Raw genomic sequence first — 19,819 nt, 5'->3', positions numbered from 1 at the left:
GGAATCGAAGTGGTCCCGTCTCCGCCATCCTCCAGGTTCCGCGGCCTTTGCTTTAACCGATTCCCCATTCTCCATTCCCGATTCCCCGGCCATGCCCCTCTACCACTACAAAGCCCTCAACGCGCGCGGCGAGTTGCTCGACGGCCAGATGGAGGCCGCGAGCAATACCGAGGTGGTGCAGCGCCTGCAGGAGCAGGGGCATTTGCCGGTCGAGGCCAAGCTGGCGTCGGAGGCGGGCGCGGCTTCGTCGTGGAAGGGCCTGTTCAAGCCCAAGCCGTTCACCGGCGCGCGGCTGGTGCAGTTCACCCAGCAGCTGTCGACCCTGCTCGGCGCCGGCCAGCCGCTGGACCGCGCCCTGACCATCCTGCTCGACCTGCCCGAGGACGAGGCGGCCAAGAGCACGGTCGCCGACATCCGCGACGCGGTGCGCGGCGGCACCTCGCTGTCGGTGGCGCTGGAGCGCCAGCACGGCACGTTTTCGCGCCTTTACATCAACATGGTCCGCGCCGGCGAGGCCGGCGGCAACCTGCACGAAACCCTGGCCCGGCTCGACGACTACCTGGAACGCAGCCGCCAGCTGCAGGGGCGGGTGATCAATGCGCTGATCTATCCGGCGATCCTGCTGCTGATGGTCGGCGCCAGCCTGCTGTTCCTGCTCGGCTACGTGGTGCCGCAGTTCGGCGCGATGTACGAAAGCCTGGACGCCGAACTGCCGATGTTCACCCAGGTGGTGCTGGCGCTGGGCCTGTTCGTGCGCGACTGGTGGATCGTGCTGATCGTCGCCCCGGCGCTGGCCGTGTGGTGGTTCGACCGCAAGCGCCGCGACCCGGCCTTCCGCGAGGCGCTCGACGCCTGGCTGCTGCAGCGCAAGTTCGTCGGCCCGCTGATCGGCAAGATCGAGACCGCGCGCCTGGCGCGCACCCTCGGCACCCTGGTGCGCAACGGCGTGCCGCTGATGACCGCGATCGGCATCGGCCGCAACGTGCTCGACAACCGGGTGCTGGCCGCCGACGTCGATGCGGCCGGCGAAGAGGTCAAGAACGGCGTCGCCCTGTCGACCGCGCTCGGCAAGGGCAAGCGCTTCCCGCGCCTGGCGGTGCAGATGATCCAGGTCGGCGAGGAGTCCGGCGCGCTGGACGCGATGCTGATCAAGACCGCCGAGACCTTCGAGCAGGACACCGGCATGGCCCTGGACCGGATGCTGGCGGCGCTGGTGCCGGTGGTGACCGTGCTGCTGGCCGGCATCGTCGCCACCGTGGTCATGGCGGTGCTGCTGCCGCTGTACGACCTGACCAACGCGATCGGATGAGCATGGAGCGCCTGCCGCCGCCGCCATTCGCCGTCGCCTGGTTGAACGCCGGCTGTACCGGCGCCGGCGCTGGCCGAACTTTGCAAATCCACGCGGAACACACTCCTGGGCGAGCCGCTGTGCGCGCTCGACCCCGCGGCCGCCGCTGGCGCGTTTGAACCCCTGGCCGGCCCGCGTCTTATTCAGCTACCACCACCTACGGATGACGATCGAAATGCGCAATCCCCGTTCGATGACCCGCTCCCCGTCCCCGGCCCGCCAGCGCGGCATGAGCCTGATCGAGATCATCATCGTGATCGTGCTGATCGGCGCGGTGCTCGCCTTCGTCGGCAACCGCGTGCTCGGCGGCAAGGACCGCGGCGACTACAACCTGGCCAAGGGCCAGATCCAGACGCTGGCCGGCAAGGTCGATTCGTTCCAGATGGACACCGGCCGCCTGCCGGGCTCGCTGGAAGAACTGGTCAAGCAGCCGGCCGACGCCAACGGCTGGCTCGGCCCCTACGCCAAGGACGCCGAACTCAAGGACCCGTGGGGTCATCCGATCGAGTACCGCCAGCCGGGCGAGAGCGGCCCCTACGATCTGGTCAGCTACGGCAAGGACGGCAAGGCCGGCGGCAGCAGCGTCGACGCCGACATCAAGAACAACTGAGCCCACCGCCCATGACGCGCCCGCGGCATAGCCTTTCCAGCGCCGGAGGGTGCGGCAACGCAACCGCGGCGCGGAATGCGGCCGGCCGCGACGGCGCGGCGTTCGCTCACCGTAGCTCACCGCGCGCGGCCTCGCCGCGCCGTCGCTCGCGCGGCATGTCCTTGCTGGAGATGCTGCTGGTGATCGCGCTGATCGCCGCGATCGGGGTGCTGACCGTGGCCGCGCTCACCGGCGGCGTGGCCGGCATGCAGCTGCGCAGCGCGGCCAAGGAAGTGGCCGCCCAGTTGCGCTTCACCCGCAGCCAGGCGATCTCCACCGGGCGGCCGCAGAAATTCACCCTGGACCCGTCCGCGCACACCTGGAGCGCGCCGAACGGGCGCAGCGGCGAGATCCCGCAGAAGGTGCGGATCGCTTTCACCGGCGCGCGCGAAGTGCAGCCGCGCCGCGGCGAAGGCGCGATCGTGTTTTTCGCCGACGGCGCTTCCACCGGCGGCCGGGTGCGGTTGTCGATCGAGCAGGCGGCGTGGAACGTCGACGTCGCCTGGCTGACCGGCGAGGTCAAGCTCAAGCGCAGCGAGGCGCCGCGATGAGCCGGCGGCGGATGCGCGTCGCGGCGTCGCGGCCTGCGCGATCGCGCGGCTATACCCTGCTCGAAGTGATCGTCGCCTTCGCTCTGCTCGCCATGGCCCTGACCCTGTTGCTCGGCACCCTGTCCGGCGCCGCCCGCCAAGTGCGCTGGTCCAGCGATGCCGGGCGCGCGGCGATGTACGCGCAATCGCTGATCGACCAGGTCGGCGTCGGCCAGGCGCTCAAGCCCGGCCAGCGCAGCGGCGATTTCGAACAGGGGCGCTATCGCTGGACGCTGGGGGTCCGGCCGTGGCGCGACCCGACGCCGGCTTCGACCCAGCCGATCGATCCCAATGCGCTGCGCTTGATGGAAGTGCAGTTGGCGGTGGAGTGGGGCGACGGCGGCCCGGGGCGGCGGTTGTTGCTGCGCAGCCTGCGCAGCGCGCCGGCTTCGAACGAGATTTCGCCATGAGCGGCGTCGCCATGGGCGTCGTCGTCGTGAGCCGGCTGCGCCGGCGAGCGGGCACGGCCGCGCCGCGCGCGCGCGGCTTCACCCTGATCGAAGTGCTGCTGGCGATGGTGCTGCTGGTGGCCGGCCTGACCCTGGCCTTCGCCACCCTCTCGGCGGCGACCAAGACCGCCTCGCGCGGCGAAACCCTGGCCCAGCGCAGCGAACGCGAGCGCGCGGTGGCCGGGTTCCTGCGCAAGCGCATCGCCGCGACCCGGCCGATCCCGTTCGCCTTCGATCAGGCCACCGCGGTGCCGCAACGCTTCGTCGGCGAGCCCGACCGGCTGCGTTTCGTCGCCGACCTGCCCGACTACCTCGGCCAGGGCGGCCCCTATCTGCACGATTTCGCGATCGAGAACGACGGCGACCAGGCGCGCATGCTGCTGTCGCTGTCGATGGTGCTGGCCGGCGAAACCATCAAGGACCCGCAGCCGCGTCCGCCGGAGCTGCTGATCGACGGACTGAAGTCGGCGCGCTTCCGCTACCGCTCGATCGACCCGCAACGCGGCGAACTGGGCGAATGGCAGGAACGCTGGGCGACGCCGGAACAGTTGCCCTTGTTCGTCGAAGTGAACCTGGTCGATCGCGACGGTCGCGCCTGGCCGCCGCTGATCGTGTCCCTGCCGCTGGCCAGCGCCAGCGGCGGCTTCGTGCCGGAGTTGTGATGAGCGCGCTTCGAGCCAGCAGGACGACAGCCGGCGGCATCGCGCGAGGTTCGCGCGGCGCGGCGCTGCTGTTGGTGCTGTGGCTGATCGCGCTGCTGACCGCGCTGATCGGCGCCTTCGCCCTGACCGCGCGCACCGAGAACCTGCAGGGGCGGGTGATGGTGCGCGGCCTGGTGGCGCAGAACGCGGCCCGGGCCGGACTGGAATACGCCATGACCCGGGTCGCGATGAACGACCCCAGGCTGCAGTGGCAGCCCGACGGACGCCCGCATCGTTGGCGCTTCGGCGACGCGCAGCTGGAGATCGGCATCGTCGACGAGAACGGCAAGGTCGACCTCAACCAGGGCGACCTCACCGTGCTCGTCGGATTGATGCAGAGCGCCGGCGGACTGGAGCAGGCCGACGCCGCGCGCCTGGCCGCGGCGATCATGGACTGGCGCGATGCCGACACCCTGACCCAGCCGGCCGGCGGCGCCGAAGACGCCGACTACGCATCGGCCGGCCGCCCTTACGGCGCCAAGGATGCGGAGTTCGAAAGCGTGGCCGAACTCGAGCAGGTACTGGGCTTCACGCCCGCGCTGTACGAGAAGATCGAGCCTCATGTCACGGTTTACAGCGGCCGCACCCGGCCCGAACCTGCGTTCGCGTCCAGAGAAGTGCTCGATGCTATCGGCATGAACGGTGCGCAGATCGTCGAGCAACGGCGCAGAACGCAGCCCGGATCACAATTGCCGGGCGGCGCCGGCGGCGGAGATCTTCCCGGTCTCGTCGGCGAACGCAGCGGCACCTATAGTATCGACAGCCGCGCCCGGCTAGCGGATGGCCGCGAGGCGGTGTTGCGAGCGGTGGTTCGGGCAGGGGGCGGTTCCATGCCTGGGATGGCCTACACGGCGCTGCGTTGGGAGGAGGGAGCTTCGTCACGATGAATGCGCAGGTTGCCGAAGGCCGGTCGGGCAACGACCGGCTGCGACGTCTAAGCGCCCGGCTCGCGCCGGGAGCGGGCGGCTTTTTTTCCTGGTGGGGGCGCACCCTGGCGTCGTGGCTGCCGCTGCGGACCCGCCAGGCGCTCGGCGTCGACCGCGGCCGCTTGCTGCTGCAGGTCGACGGCGACAGTGTGCATTTGCGCCTGCAACAGGCCGGCGAGGTGCGCGACCTGGCGGTGCTGCCGAGCCTGGCCGACCTGAGCGCGGCCACGGCCTCCGATCCGCTGGCGCCGTTGTTGCCGCCTCGGGTGGCCGAACTGCCGCGCTGGCTGTTGTTGCCGCCGGCGGCCAGCCTGCGCCGGCGCCTGAACCTGCCGGCCGCCGCGGCCGAGCGCCTGCGCGACGTGGTCGGTTTCGAAATCGACCGGCAAACCCCGTTCACCGCCGACGCGGTCGCCTACGACGCGCGCGTGCTGGCGCGGCGCGACGCCGACGGCCAGCTCGATGCGGAACTGGTCGCGGTGCCGCGCCAGGCCCTGGACCCGCAGCTGGCGGCGATCGGCCCGCTGGCCTCGACCCTGTCGGGGATCGAGGTCGCCGGCGCCGACGGCGCCCCGCTCGGGGTCAACCTGCTGCCGCCGGCGCAGCGCAGCACCCGCAGCGACCCGTTCCGCTACTGGAACCTGGCCCTGGCCGCGGTGGCCGTGCTGGCCCTGGCCGCGACCCTGTGGCAGGTGCTGGAGAACCGCCGCGAGGCGATCGCCGACCTCAAGCAGACCATTTCGCGCAACGCCGCCGGCGCGCGCCAGGCCGCGATCCAGCGCCAGCAGCTGGTCGACCTGATCGAGGGCCAGGCCTTCCTCGACCGCACCCGCAAGGCGCGGCCGAGCACGGTCGAGGTGATCGACGAACTCAGCCGTCGCCTGCCCGACGGCACCTATCTGGAAAAGCTGGCGATCGAAGACGAGAGCCTGCTGATGATCGGCCTCAGCGGCGAGGCCTCGTCGCTGATCGGCAAGCTGCAGGGCACGCCGCTGTGGCGCTCGCCGGCGCTGACCGGCGCGGTGCAGCCGGACCCGGCCACCAACCGCGACCGTTTCACCCTGACCGCCGAGATCGGCCCGCCCAAACAGAATCCGGAGGCCGCGCGTGGCCCGTAACTGGCGATCCCTCGGCGCGGACCGCGAACGCTGGCTGGCCCTGGGCCTGCTGGCGGCGACGCTGGCGCTCGCCTATGCGGTGCTGATCCACCCCTGGTGGACGGTGCCGATGATGGAGGCCGGCGACGAGCTGTCCGGCCTGCAGCAGCGCGAACTGCGCCAGCGCATGGAGCTCAGGCAGGCGCCGCAGATCCGCAACCGTCTGGACGACGTGCGCAAGCGCCAGGCCGACCGCCCCGGCTTCCTGCCCGAGGCGACCGCCGAGCTGGCCACCGCCGGCCTGGTCCAGCGCCTGGAAACCGTGGTGCTGCAGGCCAGCCCGGGCAACCGCAGCTGCGGCATCGTCAACCGTTCGCCGCTGGCCGAACCGCGCCGCGACCGCTACGCGCGGGTGGTGGTGCAGGTGCGCCTGCGCTGCGGCGCGCCGGAGACCGCGGCGGTGCTGCATTCGCTGGAAAGCGGTTCGCCGCGCCTGTTCGTCGGCAACCTCAACCTGTTGTCCACCCGCGGCTACTTCGTGCCCGGCACCGCCGGCCCGGCCAACGACGGCGGCCTGGACGTGAGCTTCGACCTGTACGGCTACCTGCGTCCGAACCCGGGCGCCGCGGCCGACGCCGCCACCACCAGCACCGCCGCGGGGGACGCCGATGCGCTTTGACGACGCCAGCCCGCGCACCTGGCTGCTGGCCACCGTGGCCGGCTGGGCGCTGCTGTCCTGGGTGCTGGCCTTGGCCGGCATGGGCCGCAGCGTCGCCGAGCTGGACGAAGACCCGACCCTGATCAAGCCGCTGCCGCAGTTGGGCAAGAGCGCGCCGGACAGCCTCGGCCCGCTGGCCAAGTACAGCGAGATCGCGGCGCGGCCGCTGTTCGTCGACGACCGCCGGCCGAAGCCGTTCTTCATGCAGGGCAAGGGCGAGGGCGAGAACCAGGCCGCGGCGTTCGACTACCTGCTGACCAGCGTGCTGATCACCCCGCAGCTGTCGATGGCCTTCCTGCAGCCGGCCGACGGCAGCGAGTCGGTGCGGGTCAAGCTGGGCGAAGTGCCCGAATCGCATCCGGCCTGGCGCCTGACCTCGCTGGAGCCGCGGCGGGCGGTGTTCGAAGGCCCCGAAGGCCGGCGCGAGCTGGACCTGCGCGTGTTCAACGGCCAGGGCGGCGAACCGCCGACCCAGGTCGCCGGCCCCGCGCCGGGCAGCGTGCCGGGCGCGGCGCCGCAGCCGGGACGGCCGATGCCGCCGCCGCAACCGCCGCAACCGGTACCGCAACCCCAACCGCAGCCCCAGCCGCCCAATCGCAGCGTGTCGCAGGTACCGCCGCCGCAGCCGGTCAAGCCGGCCGAGGCGACGCAGACCGACGGCAACAATTCCGCGCCGCTGACCGAGCAAGCGCAGATGGAAGCGATCCGCAAGCGGATCGAGGCGCGACGCGCGCAACTGCGGCAGCAGCAAGCCGCTCAACCCCCGGCCAATACGCCGTAGAGTGAACGCATGAAGCCACGTCCCCAGAAATACGCAAGCAACGCACTGGTCGCGGCGATCATCGCCACGCAACTGGCCTCGTGCGCCAGCGTGGTCTCGCCGCGCGTGCATCGCGACGGCGATCCGGCCGCGCTGCGCGGCAACCAGGCCGGCGAGCCCGCCGACAGCGGCGTGCGCGTCACCCGCGACGGCGTGGTCCAGCAACCGCTGGACGGCCAGGCCAGCGAGGAGGGGCCGCAGGCGCAGATCCGCCGCGGCACCGGCCAGACCATCAACCGGCGCGCCGCGGCCTCGCCGCCGCCGGGGCTGGGCGCGACCAGCGGCAGCGCCACCTTCAATTTCGAAGGCGAGTCGGTGCACGCGGTGGCCAAGGCCATCCTCGGCGACATGCTCGGGCAGAACTACGTCATCGCCCCGGGCGTGCAGGGCACCGTGACCCTGGCCACGCCCAAGCCGGTCAGCGCCTCGGAAGCGCTGAACCTGCTGGAGATGGTGCTGAGCTGGAACAACGCGCGCCTGGTCTACACCGGCGGCCGCTACAACATCGTTCCGTCCGACCAGGCCCTGGCCGGCAACGTCGCCCCGAGCACCGCTTCGCCGGCGTCGGCGCGCGGCTTCGAAGTGCGCACCGTGCCGCTGAAGTTCATCTCCGCCACCGAGATGGAGAAGATCCTCAAGCCGTACGCGCGCCCCAACGCGATCGTCAACGTCGACAACTCGCGCAACGTGATCACCGTCGGCGGCACCCGCGCCGAGCTGGAGAACTACCTGCGCACGGTCGAGGTGTTCGACGTCGACTGGCTGTCGGGCATGTCGGTGGGCGTGTTCCCGCTGCAGTCGGGCAAGGCGACCAAGGTCGTGGCCGACCTGGAGAAGGTGTTCGGCGAGCAGAGCAAGTCGCCGGTTTCGGGCATGTTCCGCTTCATGCCGCTGGAAGGCGCCAACGCGGTGATGGTGATCACCCCGCAGGCCGACTACCTGGACGACATCAAGGACTGGCTGGACCGGATCGACAGCGCCGGCGACAACGTCCAGCTGTACACCCGCGAGCTCAAGTACATCAAGGCCAAGGACCTGGCCGACCGGCTGGCCGAGGTCTACGGCGCCGGCCGCAGCGGCGGTGGCGGCAACGGCGACGGCGCGCCCTCGCTGATGCCGGGCCTGGAGTCGGTCGAGCTGCGCGACGGCGACGGCGGCTCCACCGCCGACATCGGCAAGGGCTCCAGCGACAGCGGTTCCAGCGGTGGCAGCAGCGGCGGCGGCCTCGGCAGCGGCATGTCGCTGGGCTCGCGCCAGGCCGGCAACGGCGCGGTCACCCTGGAGGTCGACGGCGCCAAGGTCGGCGTGGCCGCGGTCGAGGAAACCAATTCGATCCTGGTGCGCAGCAGCCCGCAGGCGTGGAAGTCGATCCGCGACGTGATCGACAAGCTCGACGTCATGCCGATGCAGGTCCACATCGAGGCCCAGGTCGCCGAGGTCGAGCTCAACAACGGCTTGGAATACGGCGTGCAGTGGTTCCTGGAGCGCGCCACCATCGACAACGGCTTCGGCGACCTCAACCGCCGCACCAATCCGCTGGTGCCGTCGAAGTGGAGCACGATCGCCGGCAGCATCGGCGGCAGGAGCGGCGATGGCCTGGCCTGGTCGCTGATCAAGAACAACGCCGCGGCGGTGCTGACGGCGCTGGACCAGGTCACCGACGTGCACATCCTGCAGACCCCGTCGGTGTTCGTGCGCAACAACGCCGAGGCCACCCTCAACGTCGGCACGCGCATTCCGATCGAGTCGGTGTCGGTCAACGCCGGGGTCGGCAACAACAACACCTACAGCCAGGTCCAGTACCTGGACACCGGCGTGATCCTCAAGGTGCGGCCGCGGGTCAGCCGCGACGGCATGGTGTTCCTGGACATCGTCCAGGAGGTCAGCTCGGCGGGCAATCCGATCAACGCCAACAGCAACAACGTCACCATCAACACCAAGAAGCTCAAGACCGAGGCCGCGGTGCAGAGCGGCGAGACGGTGCTGCTGGCCGGCCTGATCGCCGACCAGACCGACCGCGGTTCCAAGGGCCTGCCGGGGCTGAGCCGGATCCCGGTGGTCGGCGGCCTGTTCGGCCGGCAGAACTCCAAGACCACCCGCCGCGAGACCATCATCCTGCTGACCCCGACCCTGGTCCGCAATCCGATGGAGTCGCGCGACCTGACCGACGAGTACAGCCGCCGCTTCCGCGCCATGGAACCGTTGCAGCCGAAGAAGAAGTAAGCGGGGCGGTCCGGCGGCGGCCTTGCGGCCGCCCCGGCTGCGGGACGGCGCGGGTTCGTGATAGAACCGCGGCATGACAGAACTGCCCATCGTCGTGGTGCCGGTCGGGGTCGACGACGACGCGCTCGACGCCTGCCTGGCCGCGCTGGACCTGTGCACGCCGCCGGGCGCGCGGGTCTGGCTGGCCGACGACGCCCAGGCCGGGCCGCGCGGTTACGCGATCATCGAGCGCTGGCTGGCGCGCACTGCCTTGCGCGCCGATTACAGCCGCCGCCAGCGCAGCATCGGCGAGGTCGCCCATCTGGACGAAGTGCTCGGCGCCTGCGGCGAGGCCGACGTGGCGGTGCTGGCGGCCGACGCGGTGCCCGCGCCGGGCTGGCTGTCGCGGCTGTGCGCCTGCTTCGCCGCCGACGGCGCGATCGCCACCGCTACGCCGTGGTGCAACGCCGGCGAGGCCGCGGCCTGGCCGCGCATCGGCGAGATCGCGCCGCATCCCGACGGCGACGACGCCGACCGCCTGGCGCGCGCGCTGGCGCAGATGCCGGCGGCGCACCCGGAACTGCCGGCGGCGGTCGGCCATGCGGTGCTGTTGCGCGGCAAGGCGCGCCGCCGCGCCGGCGGCCTGGACGCGGCCAGCTACGGTTCCTGGTACGCGGCGTTGACCGATCTGTCGCTGAGGCTGGCCGGATTGGGCTGGCGCAACGTATTGTGCGACACCGCCTACGTCGCCCGCGGCGGCGAAGGCCGTCCCTGCGACGGCGACATGGAAGCGCTGGCCGCACGCTGGCCGGACTGGCACCCGCGGCTGGCGCATTTCCTCATGCAGGACCCGCTGCGCGGGCTGCGCGAACAACTCGCCGAGCGCCTGGAGCGCGTCGGCCCACCGGAACCGCAACGTGATTTTTTCCTCTGAACCCGATCCCTCCGTCCGTCCCGCCGGCGACAGCGGGGTCGAACTGGGCGCGGTCGTGGTCAGCTACCGCAGCGCCGCGACCATCGACGAGTGCCTGACCCGGCTGCGCAACGCCCACGGCGTCGACGCGATCCGGGTGGTCGACAACCAGTCCGACGACGGCACCCTGGAAATCGTCCAGCGCCACGCCTCGCTGGACCCGCGGGTGCGCTTCATCGCCAACCCCGACAACCCCGGCTTCTCGGTCGGCTGCAACCAGGGCGTGGCCGAGCTGGAACCGCCGCCGCCGGGCCGCGATTGCGGCTGGGTGGCGTTCGTCAATCCCGATTGCATGGTCGAGCCGGACACCCTGCAGCGCCTGCGCGCCGCGGCGGTGTCGCTGGGCGAGGCGCTGGTCAGCGCCGACCTGGTCGGCGAGGACGGCGAGCGCGACGCCGCGGTGCGCCGGCGCGATCCGGATTTCGGCGCGATGCTGGCCGGCCTGTTGCGGCCGTGGGCGGCGCCGAAGATGGCGATCGCGCCGGACGACAGCGTGGAGTTGCAGCCGGTCGAGGCGACCTCGGGCGCACTGATGCTGATGCCGCGGCGCCTGTTCGAACGCATCGGCGGCTTCGACGAAGCCTACCGCCTGCACGCCGAGGACCTGGACCTGTGCCGGCGCGTGCGCCAGGCCGGCGCCGCGGTCGCGGTCGCCAACGGCGTGCCGGTGGTGCACGTGCGCGGCGTGTCCAGCCGCTCGCGGCCGTTCTTCGTCGAGTGGCACAAGCATCGCGGGCTGTGGCGCTACTTCCGCAAGTTCGAGGCGCCGCGGCGCGGCGCGGCGATGCGCGCCGGGGTGTTCGCGGCGATCTGGCTGCGCTTTCCGGTCGCCGCCCTGCGCGCCTGGATGCGCTGAGCGGCGGCCGCGGGGCCTGCCGCGCAGGCCCTCCCGCAACGCCGGCCCGGCCTCGGCCCCAGCGAGCCGCGGCCGCGACCGTCGGCGGCGAGCGTGGCCGCGAGGGCCATCGTCACAGCGCGCTGCGGCCGCGCGGGCTAGCGTCTCCGAAGACGTGTGCCGTCAGTCGGAAAACCGCTGCGGCGACGATTGCGCCTGTCACATGCACCGTATAGTCCCGGGACGGTGGCCCACAGGGGGTAGGTCATGTCGTTCTTCAGCAAGTTGTTCGGCGGCAGGCAGGACGTGGCGCAACACGCCGAGCCGATGGATCTGGTGGTGTTCGCCGAGCGCTATGCGCAGGCGATACGCGCGGCCTGGCCCGAGGCCGAGGTCGCGATCTCGCACGGCGCCGGCGCGGCCGACGCCAGGATCGACTGGCGATTGCCGGACGGTTTCCAGGCCACCCATTTCCTCGGCAACAGCTACCAGCGCTATCTGGACGCGCCGGACCGGCCGGAAGCGGTGTTCGCCGAGCAGATCGCCTCGGCGCGCGAACTGCAGTTGGGCATCGGCCGCGGCAGCGATGCGGCGCGCGCGACCATCCTGCCGGTGCTCAAGACCCGCGGCTGGCACGAGATCGCCCTGCAGCAGACCCGCTCGATGGGGATGCGCAACGCGATGCCGTTCATCGTCGAGCCGCTGGCCGGCGACCTGGTGCTGACCTACGTCGAGGATTCGCCGGATTCGATGAGCTACCTGTCGCCGGCCGAGGCCGAGCGCCGCGGCCTGGATGCGCAGGCGCTGCGCAGCCAGGCGCTGGAGAACCTGACCCGGTTCCTGCCCGAGCTGGAACTGCAGGGCGGCGGCGGCCGTTACGCCGCGCGCCTGGACCGCAACTACGACGCCAGCATGGTGCTGCTGTTCGAGCATTGGCGCGACCGGATCGAAATCCGCGGCGAGCCGGTGTTCGCGATCGCCGCGCGCGACGAGCTGATGATCTGCGGCAGCGAAGACGCCGACAGCCTGGCCTCGCTGCAGGGCGTGGCCGACGAAATCGCCCAATCCTCGGCCTACAACCTGTCGCCGCGCCTATACGTGCACCGCGACGGGCGGCTGCACGAATTCGCCGGCGTCGAAGCGCTCAGCGATAGCGGTTGATCTGGTCGCGCAACTCGCGCGCCGCGGCCACGGCCGCGGCGGCGTAGTCGTCGCCCGAGGAGGCGTACAGGATCGCGCGCGAGCTGCTGACCATCAGGCCGCTGCCGTCGGCGGTCTTGGCGTTGCCGACCACCGCTTCGACGTCGCCGCCCTGGGCGCCGACGCCGGGAACCAGGAACGGCACGTCGCCGACGATGGCGCGCACTTCGCGCAGCTGCGCCGGCCAGGTCGCGCCGACCACCAGCGCGCAATTGCCGTGGCCGTTCCAGTCGCGGGCGACCTTCTCGGCGACGTGCTGGTACAGCGGGCGTCCGTCGACGATCAGGTCCTGCAGGTCGCCGGCGCCCGGGTTGGAGGTGCGGCACAGCACCACCACGCCGCGCTCGGCGCGGTCGAGGAAGGGCTGGACCGAATCGCGGCCCAGGTACGGATTGGCGGTGACCGCGTCGGCGCGGTAGCGGTCGAAGGCTTCGGCGGCGTAATGCTGGGCGGTGCTGCCGATGTCGCCGCGCTTGCTGTCCAGGATCACCGGAATGCCCGGATGGGCGGCGTGGATGTGTTCGATCAGCCGGCTCAGCGCGGCTTCGGCGCCGAGCGCGGCGAAGTGGGCGATCTGCGGCTTGAACGCGCAGGCGTACTCGGCGGTGGCGTCGACGATGTCGCGGTTGAAGGCGAACACCGCATCGGCGTCGCCGGCGAAGCGCGCCGGAAACCTGGCCGGTTCCGGATCCAGGCCCACGCAGACCAGGGTGCCGGCCTGCTGCCAGCGGTTGCGCAACGTCTGCATGAAATTCATGGCGATCAAGTCCTATGCGAATGCAAGTTCAAACAAAAAAGCTCTGGTTTCTGCGATTCCCCATTCCCCATTCCCGATTCCCGATTCCCGGCTCTCAGGTCACCACGATCGGCTCGCCCGACGTCACCACCACGGTGTGCTCGAACTGTGCCGCGAAGCCGCGCCGGCACAGCATCGACCAGCCGTCCTCGGCCTCTTCGGTGCGGGTGGTGTGGGTGGCCAGGAAGGGTTCGACCGTGATCACCATGCCCTCGTGCAGGCGGCGGGTGTCGCGCGGGTCGTAATAGCCGGGGATGTTGCCCGGCGCCTCGTGCAGGGCGCGGCCGACGCCGTGGCTGCCGAGGTTGCGGATCACCTTGAAGCCGCGCCGGGCCGCGACCGACTCGACCGTGCGGCCGATGCTGTTGATCGGCTGGCCGGCGCGCAACTGCGCGATCGCGGCGTCGCGCGCCTCGCGGGTGGCGTCGAGCAGCTTCTGCTGCGCGGCGCTGGCCTGGCCGACCACGAAGCTGCCGCCGGTGTCGGCGAAATAGCCGTCCAGCTCGGCCGAGACGTCGATGTTGACCAGGTCGCCCTCGCGCAACACGCTGAGGTCGGGAATGCCGTGCGCGGCAACCTGGTTGATGCTGATGCAGGTCGCGCCCGGGAAGTCGTAGGTCAGCTGCGGCGCCGAGCGCGCCCCGGCTTCGCGCAGCATTGCCGCGCCGATCGCGTCGAGGTCGCGCGACACCGCGCCGGGCACCGCGGCTTCGCGCATGGCGGCCAGGATCGAGGCGACCAGCGAGCCTGCGCGGCGCAGGCCTTCGAGTTCGAATGCGTGCAGTACGGTCATGGCGGAATCCCGGGACGGTGCTGGTGGCAGGGTAACGCCGGCGGCGAGCGGGGAAAACCGCGCTGCGGCGCAGTTCGCGGCACGGTCGCCGGCGGTGCGGTCGCGGCCTCGGCGCGGGAGGGCGCCGGATAGCGCGACGGGACCGTCGCCGGTCCCGTCGCCTGGGTCGCTGCGGCGGCCGCCCGTGCGGGCGGCTGCGGCTTACTTCAGCGCCTTGAAGCGCAGGCGATGCGGCTTGGCGCCTTCCTCGCCCAGGCGGCGCTTCTTGTCCTCTTCGTACTCGCGGTAGTTGCCCTGGAAGAACTCGACGTGCGAGTCGCCTTCGAAGGCCAGGATGTGGGTCGCGATGCGATCGAGGAACCAGCGGTCGTGCGAGATCACGAAGGCGTTGCCCGGGAACTCGAGCAGGGCGTCTTCCAGCGCGCGCAGGGTTTCCACGTCGAGGTCGTTGGACGGTTCGTCGAGCAGCAGCACGTTGCCGCCCTGGAGCAGGGTCTTGGCCAGGTGCAGGCGGCCGCGTTCGCCGCCCGACAGGCTGCCGACCATCTTCTGCTGGTCCTGGCCCTTGAAGTTGAAGCGGCCGATGTAGGCGCGCGACTGGATCTCGATGCCGTTGATGTTGAGGATGTCCAGGCCGCCGGACACTTCGTGGAAGACGTTGTGGTTGCCTTCCAGCTTGTCGCGGCTCTGGTCGACGTAGGCCAGGTTGACGGTCGGGCCCATGTCGATCTCGCCCGAGTCGGGCTTCTCCTGGCCGATGATCATCTTGAACAGGGTCGACTTGCCGGCGCCGTTCGGGCCGATGATGCCGACGATCGCGCCCGGCGGCACGACGAAGCTGAGGTCGTCGATCAGCAGGCGGTCGCCGAACTTCTTCGACACGTTCTTGAACTCCATCACCTTGCTGCCCAGGCGCTCGCCCGGCGGGATGAAGATCTCGTTGGTTTCCTGGCGGCGCTGATAGTCGACCGCCTGCAGCTCTTCGATCCGGGCCAGGCGCGCCTTGCCCTTGGAACGGCCGCCCTTGGCGTTCTGCCGCGCCCATTCCAGTTCCTTCTGGATCGCCTTCTGGCGGGCCTTTTCCTGGTTCTCTTCCTGCTTCAGGCGCTCGTCCTTCTGCACCAGCCACTCGGTGTAGTTGCCCTTCCACGGAATGCCGCGGCCGCGGTCGAGTTCGAGGATCCACTCGGCGGCGTTGTCGAGGAAGTAGCGATCGTGGGTGACCGCGACCACGGTGCCGGTGTAGCGGGCCAGGAACTGCTCCAGCCACTCGACCGACTCGGCGTCCAGGTGGTTGGTCGGTTCGTCGAGCAGCAGCATGTCCGGCTTCTGCAGCAGCAGGCGGCACAGGGCGACGCGGCGCTTCTCGCCGCCGGACAGCTTGCCGACCACCGCGTCCCACGGCGGCAGGCGCAGCGCGTCGGCGGCGACTTCGAGCTGGTTTTCCAGGGTGTGGGCGTCGCCGGCGGCGAGGATCGCCTCCAGGCGCTCCTGCTCCTTGGCCAGGGCGTCGAAGTCGGCGCCTTCCTCGGCGTAGGCGGCGTACACGCCCTCCAGCGCGGCCTGGGCGTTGAGCACTTCGCCCACGCCTTCCTCGACCGCTTCGCGCACGGTCTTCTCCGGATCGATCTGCGGCTCCTGGGCCAGGTAGCCGACCTTGATGCCGTTGGCCGGGCGCGCCTCGCCGGTGAAGTCGGTGTCGACGCCGGCCATGATCTTGAGCACGGTGGACTTGCCGGCGCCGTTGAGGCCGAGCAGGCCGATCTTGGCGCCCGGGAAGAACGACAGCGAGATGTCCTTGATGATCTGACGCTTCGGCGGCACGGTCTTGCTGACGCCGTTCATGGTGTAGATGTATTGCATGCAGACTCCGAAGCAGAGGCGCGCGCCGAGCCGGGCCGGAACGGCCGGGAGGCGGGGCGGGGGGCGTTGCGAATAGCCGATTATCCCGCAGCCGGCGGGCGGGTACCAGCGCGGGGTCTTGCGGGAAGGTGAATCTGCGGGCGGCGGGGCGCGGGCGGACGCACGACCGCGGCCGGCGGGCGGATCCGCCGCTCGGGCCTGGCCGCCCTGCCTGCGCGGCCGATATCCGGAGCCCGAAGCCGTGTCGCGATGAGGCCCTGGATCCCCGCTTTCGCGGGGATGACGACAGGTAGGTTTCGACGCGTACTCCCGGGCCGTCATCCCCGCGAACGCGGTGATCCAGAGGCTTCAGCGCCATGCCGCAGCACTGCCATGCCGCGGCGAGAGAAGGGACGGAGGGGTTAAGCGAGCTTAACCCCCTCCGTCCCTGCGGCCTTTCCTTTCGCGGGGATGACGACAGGTAGGTTCCGACGCGTACTCCCGGGCCGTCATCCCCGCGAAAGCGGGGATCCAGAGACTTCAGCGTCATGTCCCGGCAATGCCATGCCGCGGCGAAAGAAAGGACGGAGGGGGTTAAGCGGGCTTAACCCCCTCCGTCCCTGCGAGGTTTCCAGGCCGCCGCGCTCCGCGGCGGCTCACCACCACACGATCAGAGCCACCACCGCCAGCACCGCCAGGTACTTGAGCGCGTAGTAGGTGCCCTTGCTGCGTTCCTTCAGCGCCTTGGTCTTCAACCGCACCGCGTAGAAGTACTTGAACAGCTTGTTGATCGCGCCGGTCTTGTCGCCTTCCTGGTTCGGCGAGGCGCCGGCGGCGATCAGGCGCTGGGCGATGAAGCGGTTCAGGCCGCGCGCCCAGGCCCAGCGCATCGGCCGTTCGATATCGCAGAACAGGATGATCCGGTTCTGGCCGGAGCCGTTCTGGGCCCAGTGGATATAGGTCTCGTCGAACATGGTCCATTCGCCGTCGCGCCAGCTGTAGCGCTGGCCGTCGACGTCGATGAAGCAGGCGTCGTCGTTGGGCGTGTCCAGGCCCAGGTGCAGGCGCAGCGAGCCGGCATAGGGGTCGCGGTGCGGGCGCAGTTCGCCGCCCGGCGGCAGCTCGGTGAACATCGCCGCCTTGACCCCGGGGATCTCGCGCAGCAGCTGGGTGGTGACCGGGCACAGCTCGGCCGCCGAGGGGTGGGCGTCGTCGTACCACTTCAGGTAGAAGCGCTTCCAGCCGCGGCGGAAGAACGAGTTGAAGCCGACGTCGTTGTAGCCGTCGGCGGCCTTGATCTGCTGCAGCTCGCGCAGGTGCAGGGCCTCGGCGCGGATTTCGCGCCAGCGCGCGCGCAGCGGTTCCAGCTCGGGGAAGTACTGGTCCGGGTTCAGGAAGGCGGTGGTCGGCACCCGCGAGCAGGCGTACATCAGCACGTTGACCGGCGCCATGAAGGTCGAATGGTCGAGCAGCTGGCGGCCGAGCCGGTGCCGGACCTTGCCGCGGAAGTGCACGTACACGGCGCTGGCGAGGAACGCGAAGACGAAGACCCATTTCACGGTCGGGGCATCCAAGGTCGAACGGGCCGGCCGGGGAGCGGCGGGCCTGGGAAGGGGAGGTCGGCGCATTGTCCGCCGGGCCGGGGCGCCGCGGCAGCCCGGCTTTGGCGGTTGGCCGCCATACGCCCCTAGGCTAACATTTCAAGTCTTACGTCAAGCCCACCCCCTGCCACACGGGCCCGGCCTGGCGCGGCGTACCTCCCCCCCTCCCGTCCGTACTTCTTTCCGAGGCCGCGAATGTTCCCCAGCCACACCCGTATTGCCGGATTCGACGACGAGCTCGCCCAGGCCATCGCCGCCGAGGCCCGCCGCCAGGAAGACCATGTCGAATTGATCGCCTCGGAAAACTACGCCAGCCCGCGCGTGCTGGAAGCCCAGGGCAGCGTGCTGACCAACAAGTACGCCGAAGGCTACCCGGGCAAGCGCTACTACGGCGGTTGCGAATACGTCGACATCGCCGAGCAACTGGCGATCGACCGGGTCAAGCAGCTGTTCGGCGCGGGCTCCACGGCAGATATGTACGCCAACGTGCAGCCGCATTCGGGTTCGCAGGCCAACCAGGCGGTGTACTTCGCCCTGCTCAACCCGGGCGACACCATCCTGGGCATGTCGCTGGCCCACGGCGGCCACCTCACCCACGGCGCCAAGGTCAACGCCTCCGGCAAGCTGTTCAACGCCGTCCAGTACGGCGTCGACGCCCAGGGCCTGATCGACTACGACGAAGTCGAGAAGCTGGCCCTGGAGCACAAGCCGAAGATGGTCGTGGCCGGCTTCAGCGCCTATTCGCAGAAGATCGACTGGGCGCGCTTCCGCGCCATCGCCGACAAGATCGGCGCCTACCTGTTCGTCGACATGGCCCACGTCGCCGGCCTGGTCGCCGCCGGGGTCTACCCGAACCCGCTGCCGCACGCCCACGTGGTCACCTCGACCACCCACAAGACCCTGCGCGGCCCGCGCGGCGGCATCATCCTGGCCCAGGGCGCCGACGAGGAGCTGACCAAGAAGCTGCAGAGCATCGTCTTCCCGGGCATCCAGGGCGGCCCGCTGATGCACGTGATCGCGGCCAAGGCGGTGGCGTTCAAGGAAGCGCTGGACCCGGAATTCAAGGCCTACCAGGAACAGGTGGTCAAGAACGCCCAGGCGATGGCCAAGACGATCATCGCCCGCGGCTACAAGATCGTCTCCGGCGGCACCGACAACCACCTGATGCTGGTCGACATGATCGGCAAGGGCATCACCGGCAAGGACGCCGAGGCCGCGCTCGGCCAGGCCCACATCACGGTCAACAAGAACGCGGTGCCGAACGACCCGCAGAAGCCGTTCGTGACCTCGGGCCTGCGCATCGGCACCCCGGCGGTGACCACCCGCGGCTACAAGGAAGCCGACTGCGTGGCCCTGGCCGAGTGGATCTGCGACGTGCTCGACAACCCCAAGGACGCCCAGGTCATCGCCGGCGTGCGCGAGAACGTCACCAAGCAGTGCGCGCAGTTCCCCGTCTATGGTTGACCTGACGGGACTCGGGGCTCGGGACTCGGGACTCGGCATAAAGCCGCGTCCCGACCTAGTAGGCGCGGTCGTTTTCCGACCGGCTTGCCCGTGCCTTTCCTCCGAGTCCCGAATCCCGAGTCCCGAGTCCCGCAGGCGGCGACGCTGATGCACTGTCCCTTCTGCCAGCACCAGGACACCCGCGTGATCGACTCGCGGGTGTCCGACGACGGCGCCACGATCCGGCGCCGGCGCGTTTGCGAGGCTTGCGGCGAGCGGTTTTCGACCCTGGAGACCATCGAGCTCAAGCTGCCGATGATCATCAAGGGCGACGGCCGCCGCGAACCGTTCGACGCGCGCAAGCTGCGCTTGAGCATGGACCGCGCCCTGCACAAGCGGCCGGTCTCGGAAGAGCAGGTCGAAGCCGCGGTGCGCGCGGTGGTGCACCGGCTGCGCATGACCGCCGAGCGCGAGTTGGCTTCGCGCCGGGTCGGCGATTTCGTCATGGACGAGCTGCGCAAACTCGACCATGTCGGCTACGTGCGTTTCGCCTCGGTCTACCGCGCCTTCGAGGACGTGGCCGATTTCCGCGAGGAACTCGACCGGCTCGAGCGCGATGCGCCGGGCGACGGCCAGCTGCCCCTGCTCGGCGACGAGCCGCACGAGCGCAACCGCAAGCGCTGAGCGCGAAGCCGCTGCGTTGCAGCGGCCTGTTCTGATCGGCCTGTTCTGATCGGCCTGACTGCAGTGGGCCTGACTGCAATGGGCATGCTCCAGCCGGGCCCGCCCGACGACCCGACGACCCGATGGGCCGCCCCGCCGCCGTGGGTCGCTAT

Annotated in this window: 19 protein-coding genes; 15 read left to right on the top strand and 4 right to left on the bottom strand. The window is 70.5% G+C overall.

The genetic code is table 11. From position 1 onward, the window contains the following. The first annotated feature begins 91 nt into the window (after positions 1 to 91). The 13 genes from K4L06_RS02110 (at position 92) to K4L06_RS02050 (ending at position 12,469) form a co-directional block, all read left to right on the top strand. The gene (locus tag K4L06_RS02110; RefSeq protein WP_221669818.1) at positions 92 to 1,309 is read left to right on the top strand and encodes a type II secretion system F family protein; all 1,218 of its coding nucleotides are present in this window, start codon (positions 92 to 94) and stop codon (positions 1,307 to 1,309) included. Between the two features lie 214 nt (positions 1,310 to 1,523). Then, on the top strand, positions 1,524 to 1,958 hold the full coding sequence (gene gspG / locus K4L06_RS02105; RefSeq protein ID WP_064748875.1) for a type II secretion system major pseudopilin GspG: 435 nt from the start codon (positions 1,524 to 1,526) through the stop codon (positions 1,956 to 1,958). A 155-nt stretch (positions 1,959 to 2,113) separates the two neighbouring features. Next, complete coding sequence (locus K4L06_RS02100; RefSeq protein ID WP_221669817.1) at positions 2,114 to 2,548, top strand: GspH/FimT family pseudopilin; 435 nt, start codon at positions 2,114 to 2,116, stop codon at positions 2,546 to 2,548. Further along, positions 2,545 to 2,997 carry a prepilin-type N-terminal cleavage/methylation domain-containing protein gene (locus K4L06_RS02095; RefSeq protein WP_255594929.1) on the top strand — a complete coding sequence of 151 codons (453 nt, stop codon included), beginning with the start codon at positions 2,545 to 2,547 and terminating at the stop codon, positions 2,995 to 2,997. The genes K4L06_RS02100 and K4L06_RS02095 overlap by 4 nt, the downstream gene beginning before the upstream one ends. 11 nt (positions 2,998 to 3,008) lie before the next feature. Continuing rightward, positions 3,009 to 3,698, top strand: a complete 690-nt coding sequence (locus K4L06_RS02090) for a prepilin-type N-terminal cleavage/methylation domain-containing protein (protein ID WP_221673492.1) — start codon at positions 3,009 to 3,011, stop codon at positions 3,696 to 3,698. Beyond that, entirely contained in the window at positions 3,698 to 4,624 is a 927-nt protein-coding gene (locus K4L06_RS02085; RefSeq protein ID WP_221669816.1) for a type II secretion system protein GspK, read from the top strand. Before K4L06_RS02090 ends, K4L06_RS02085 begins: the two co-directional genes overlap by 1 nt. Next, complete coding sequence (locus K4L06_RS02080) at positions 4,621 to 5,781, top strand: PilN domain-containing protein (protein ID WP_221669815.1); 1,161 nt, start codon at positions 4,621 to 4,623, stop codon at positions 5,779 to 5,781. Before K4L06_RS02085 ends, K4L06_RS02080 begins: the two co-directional genes overlap by 4 nt. After that, complete coding sequence (gene gspM, locus K4L06_RS02075) at positions 5,771 to 6,439, top strand: type II secretion system protein GspM (protein ID WP_343225717.1); 669 nt, start codon at positions 5,771 to 5,773, stop codon at positions 6,437 to 6,439. Before K4L06_RS02080 ends, gspM begins: the two co-directional genes overlap by 11 nt. Further along, a complete protein-coding gene (locus K4L06_RS02070; RefSeq protein WP_221669814.1) occupies positions 6,429 to 7,259 on the top strand; it encodes a general secretion pathway protein GspN in 831 nt (276 codons plus the stop codon). Before gspM ends, K4L06_RS02070 begins: the two co-directional genes overlap by 11 nt. Positions 7,260 to 7,268: 9 nt before the next feature. Continuing rightward, the gene (gspD, locus tag K4L06_RS02065) at positions 7,269 to 9,521 is read left to right on the top strand and encodes a type II secretion system secretin GspD (RefSeq protein ID WP_221669813.1); all 2,253 of its coding nucleotides are present in this window, start codon (positions 7,269 to 7,271) and stop codon (positions 9,519 to 9,521) included. 73 nt (positions 9,522 to 9,594) lie between these two features. After that, entirely contained in the window at positions 9,595 to 10,434 is an 840-nt protein-coding gene (locus K4L06_RS02060; protein ID WP_221669812.1) for a glycosyltransferase, read from the top strand. Continuing rightward, on the top strand, positions 10,418 to 11,329 hold the full coding sequence (locus K4L06_RS02055) for a glycosyltransferase family 2 protein (protein ID WP_343225716.1): 912 nt from the start codon (positions 10,418 to 10,420) through the stop codon (positions 11,327 to 11,329). Before K4L06_RS02060 ends, K4L06_RS02055 begins: the two co-directional genes overlap by 17 nt. 246 nt (positions 11,330 to 11,575) lie before the next feature. After that, positions 11,576 to 12,469, top strand: coding sequence for a hypothetical protein (locus tag K4L06_RS02050; RefSeq protein WP_221669811.1), 894 nt, complete (start codon positions 11,576 to 11,578; stop codon positions 12,467 to 12,469). Here the strand turns inward: K4L06_RS02050 and pyrF are convergent. From pyrF to lpxO, 4 genes are all read right to left on the bottom strand, one after another. Then, a complete protein-coding gene (gene pyrF, locus K4L06_RS02045) occupies positions 12,453 to 13,265 on the bottom strand; it encodes an orotidine-5'-phosphate decarboxylase (RefSeq protein ID WP_221669810.1) in 813 nt (270 codons plus the stop codon). The genes K4L06_RS02050 and pyrF overlap by 17 nt on opposite strands. Positions 13,266 to 13,359: 94 nt before the next feature. Continuing rightward, on the bottom strand, positions 13,360 to 14,097 hold the full coding sequence (map, locus tag K4L06_RS02040) for a type I methionyl aminopeptidase (protein ID WP_221669809.1): 738 nt from the start codon (positions 14,095 to 14,097) through the stop codon (positions 13,360 to 13,362). Between the two features lie 201 nt (positions 14,098 to 14,298). Continuing rightward, a complete protein-coding gene (gene ettA, locus K4L06_RS02035; protein WP_221669808.1) occupies positions 14,299 to 15,960 on the bottom strand; it encodes an energy-dependent translational throttle protein EttA in 1,662 nt (553 codons plus the stop codon). Positions 15,961 to 16,595: 635 nt separating this feature from the next. Further along, on the bottom strand, positions 16,596 to 17,498 hold the full coding sequence (gene lpxO, locus K4L06_RS02030) for a lipid A hydroxylase LpxO (RefSeq protein WP_343225715.1): 903 nt from the start codon (positions 17,496 to 17,498) through the stop codon (positions 16,596 to 16,598). A gap of 237 nt (positions 17,499 to 17,735) precedes the next feature. Between lpxO and glyA the strand changes: the two genes are divergently transcribed. Further along, positions 17,736 to 19,004 carry a serine hydroxymethyltransferase gene (gene glyA, locus K4L06_RS02025; protein ID WP_221669806.1) on the top strand — a complete coding sequence of 423 codons (1,269 nt, stop codon included), beginning with the start codon at positions 17,736 to 17,738 and terminating at the stop codon, positions 19,002 to 19,004. Positions 19,005 to 19,151: 147 nt separating this feature from the next. Then, positions 19,152 to 19,667 (top strand): transcriptional regulator NrdR, encoded by a 516-nt coding sequence (gene nrdR, locus K4L06_RS02020; protein WP_221669805.1) that lies wholly within the window; start codon positions 19,152 to 19,154, stop codon positions 19,665 to 19,667. Positions 19,668 to 19,819 lie beyond the last annotated feature (152 nt).

Source organism: Lysobacter sp. BMK333-48F3, from assembly GCF_019733395.1.
In the GTDB taxonomy this organism is placed as follows: Bacteria; Pseudomonadota; Gammaproteobacteria; order Xanthomonadales; family Xanthomonadaceae; genus Lysobacter.
The sequence above is the reverse complement of the archived record's forward strand: the minus strand, read 5'-3'. Positions and strand labels throughout refer to the sequence as shown.

Bases quoted from the DNA above. Each gene is read 5' to 3' on its own strand.
- K4L06_RS02110 (WP_221669818.1), top strand. From the start codon at position 92: ATGCCCCTCTACCACTACAAAGCCCTCAACGCGCGCGGCGAGTTGCTC.
- gspG (WP_064748875.1), top strand. From the start codon at position 1,524: ATGCGCAATCCCCGTTCGATGACCCGCTCCCCGTCCCCGGCCCGCCAG.
- K4L06_RS02100 (WP_221669817.1), top strand. From the start codon at position 2,114: ATGTCCTTGCTGGAGATGCTGCTGGTGATCGCGCTGATCGCCGCGATC.
- K4L06_RS02095 (WP_255594929.1), top strand. From the start codon at position 2,545: ATGAGCCGGCGGCGGATGCGCGTCGCGGCGTCGCGGCCTGCGCGATCG.
- K4L06_RS02090 (WP_221673492.1), top strand. From the start codon at position 3,009: ATGGGCGTCGTCGTCGTGAGCCGGCTGCGCCGGCGAGCGGGCACGGCC.
- K4L06_RS02085 (WP_221669816.1), top strand. From the start codon at position 3,698: ATGAGCGCGCTTCGAGCCAGCAGGACGACAGCCGGCGGCATCGCGCGA.
- K4L06_RS02080 (WP_221669815.1), top strand. From the start codon at position 4,621: ATGAATGCGCAGGTTGCCGAAGGCCGGTCGGGCAACGACCGGCTGCGA.
- K4L06_RS02070 (WP_221669814.1), top strand. From the start codon at position 6,429: ATGCGCTTTGACGACGCCAGCCCGCGCACCTGGCTGCTGGCCACCGTG.
- gspD (WP_221669813.1), top strand. From the start codon at position 7,269: ATGAAGCCACGTCCCCAGAAATACGCAAGCAACGCACTGGTCGCGGCG.
- K4L06_RS02060 (WP_221669812.1), top strand. From the start codon at position 9,595: ATGACAGAACTGCCCATCGTCGTGGTGCCGGTCGGGGTCGACGACGAC.
- K4L06_RS02050 (WP_221669811.1), top strand. From the start codon at position 11,576: ATGTCGTTCTTCAGCAAGTTGTTCGGCGGCAGGCAGGACGTGGCGCAA.
- pyrF (WP_221669810.1), bottom strand. From the start codon at position 13,265: ATGAATTTCATGCAGACGTTGCGCAACCGCTGGCAGCAGGCCGGCACC.
- map (WP_221669809.1), bottom strand. From the start codon at position 14,097: ATGACCGTACTGCACGCATTCGAACTCGAAGGCCTGCGCCGCGCAGGC.
- ettA (WP_221669808.1), bottom strand. From the start codon at position 15,960: ATGCAATACATCTACACCATGAACGGCGTCAGCAAGACCGTGCCGCCG.
- glyA (WP_221669806.1), top strand. From the start codon at position 17,736: ATGTTCCCCAGCCACACCCGTATTGCCGGATTCGACGACGAGCTCGCC.
- nrdR (WP_221669805.1), top strand. From the start codon at position 19,152: ATGCACTGTCCCTTCTGCCAGCACCAGGACACCCGCGTGATCGACTCG.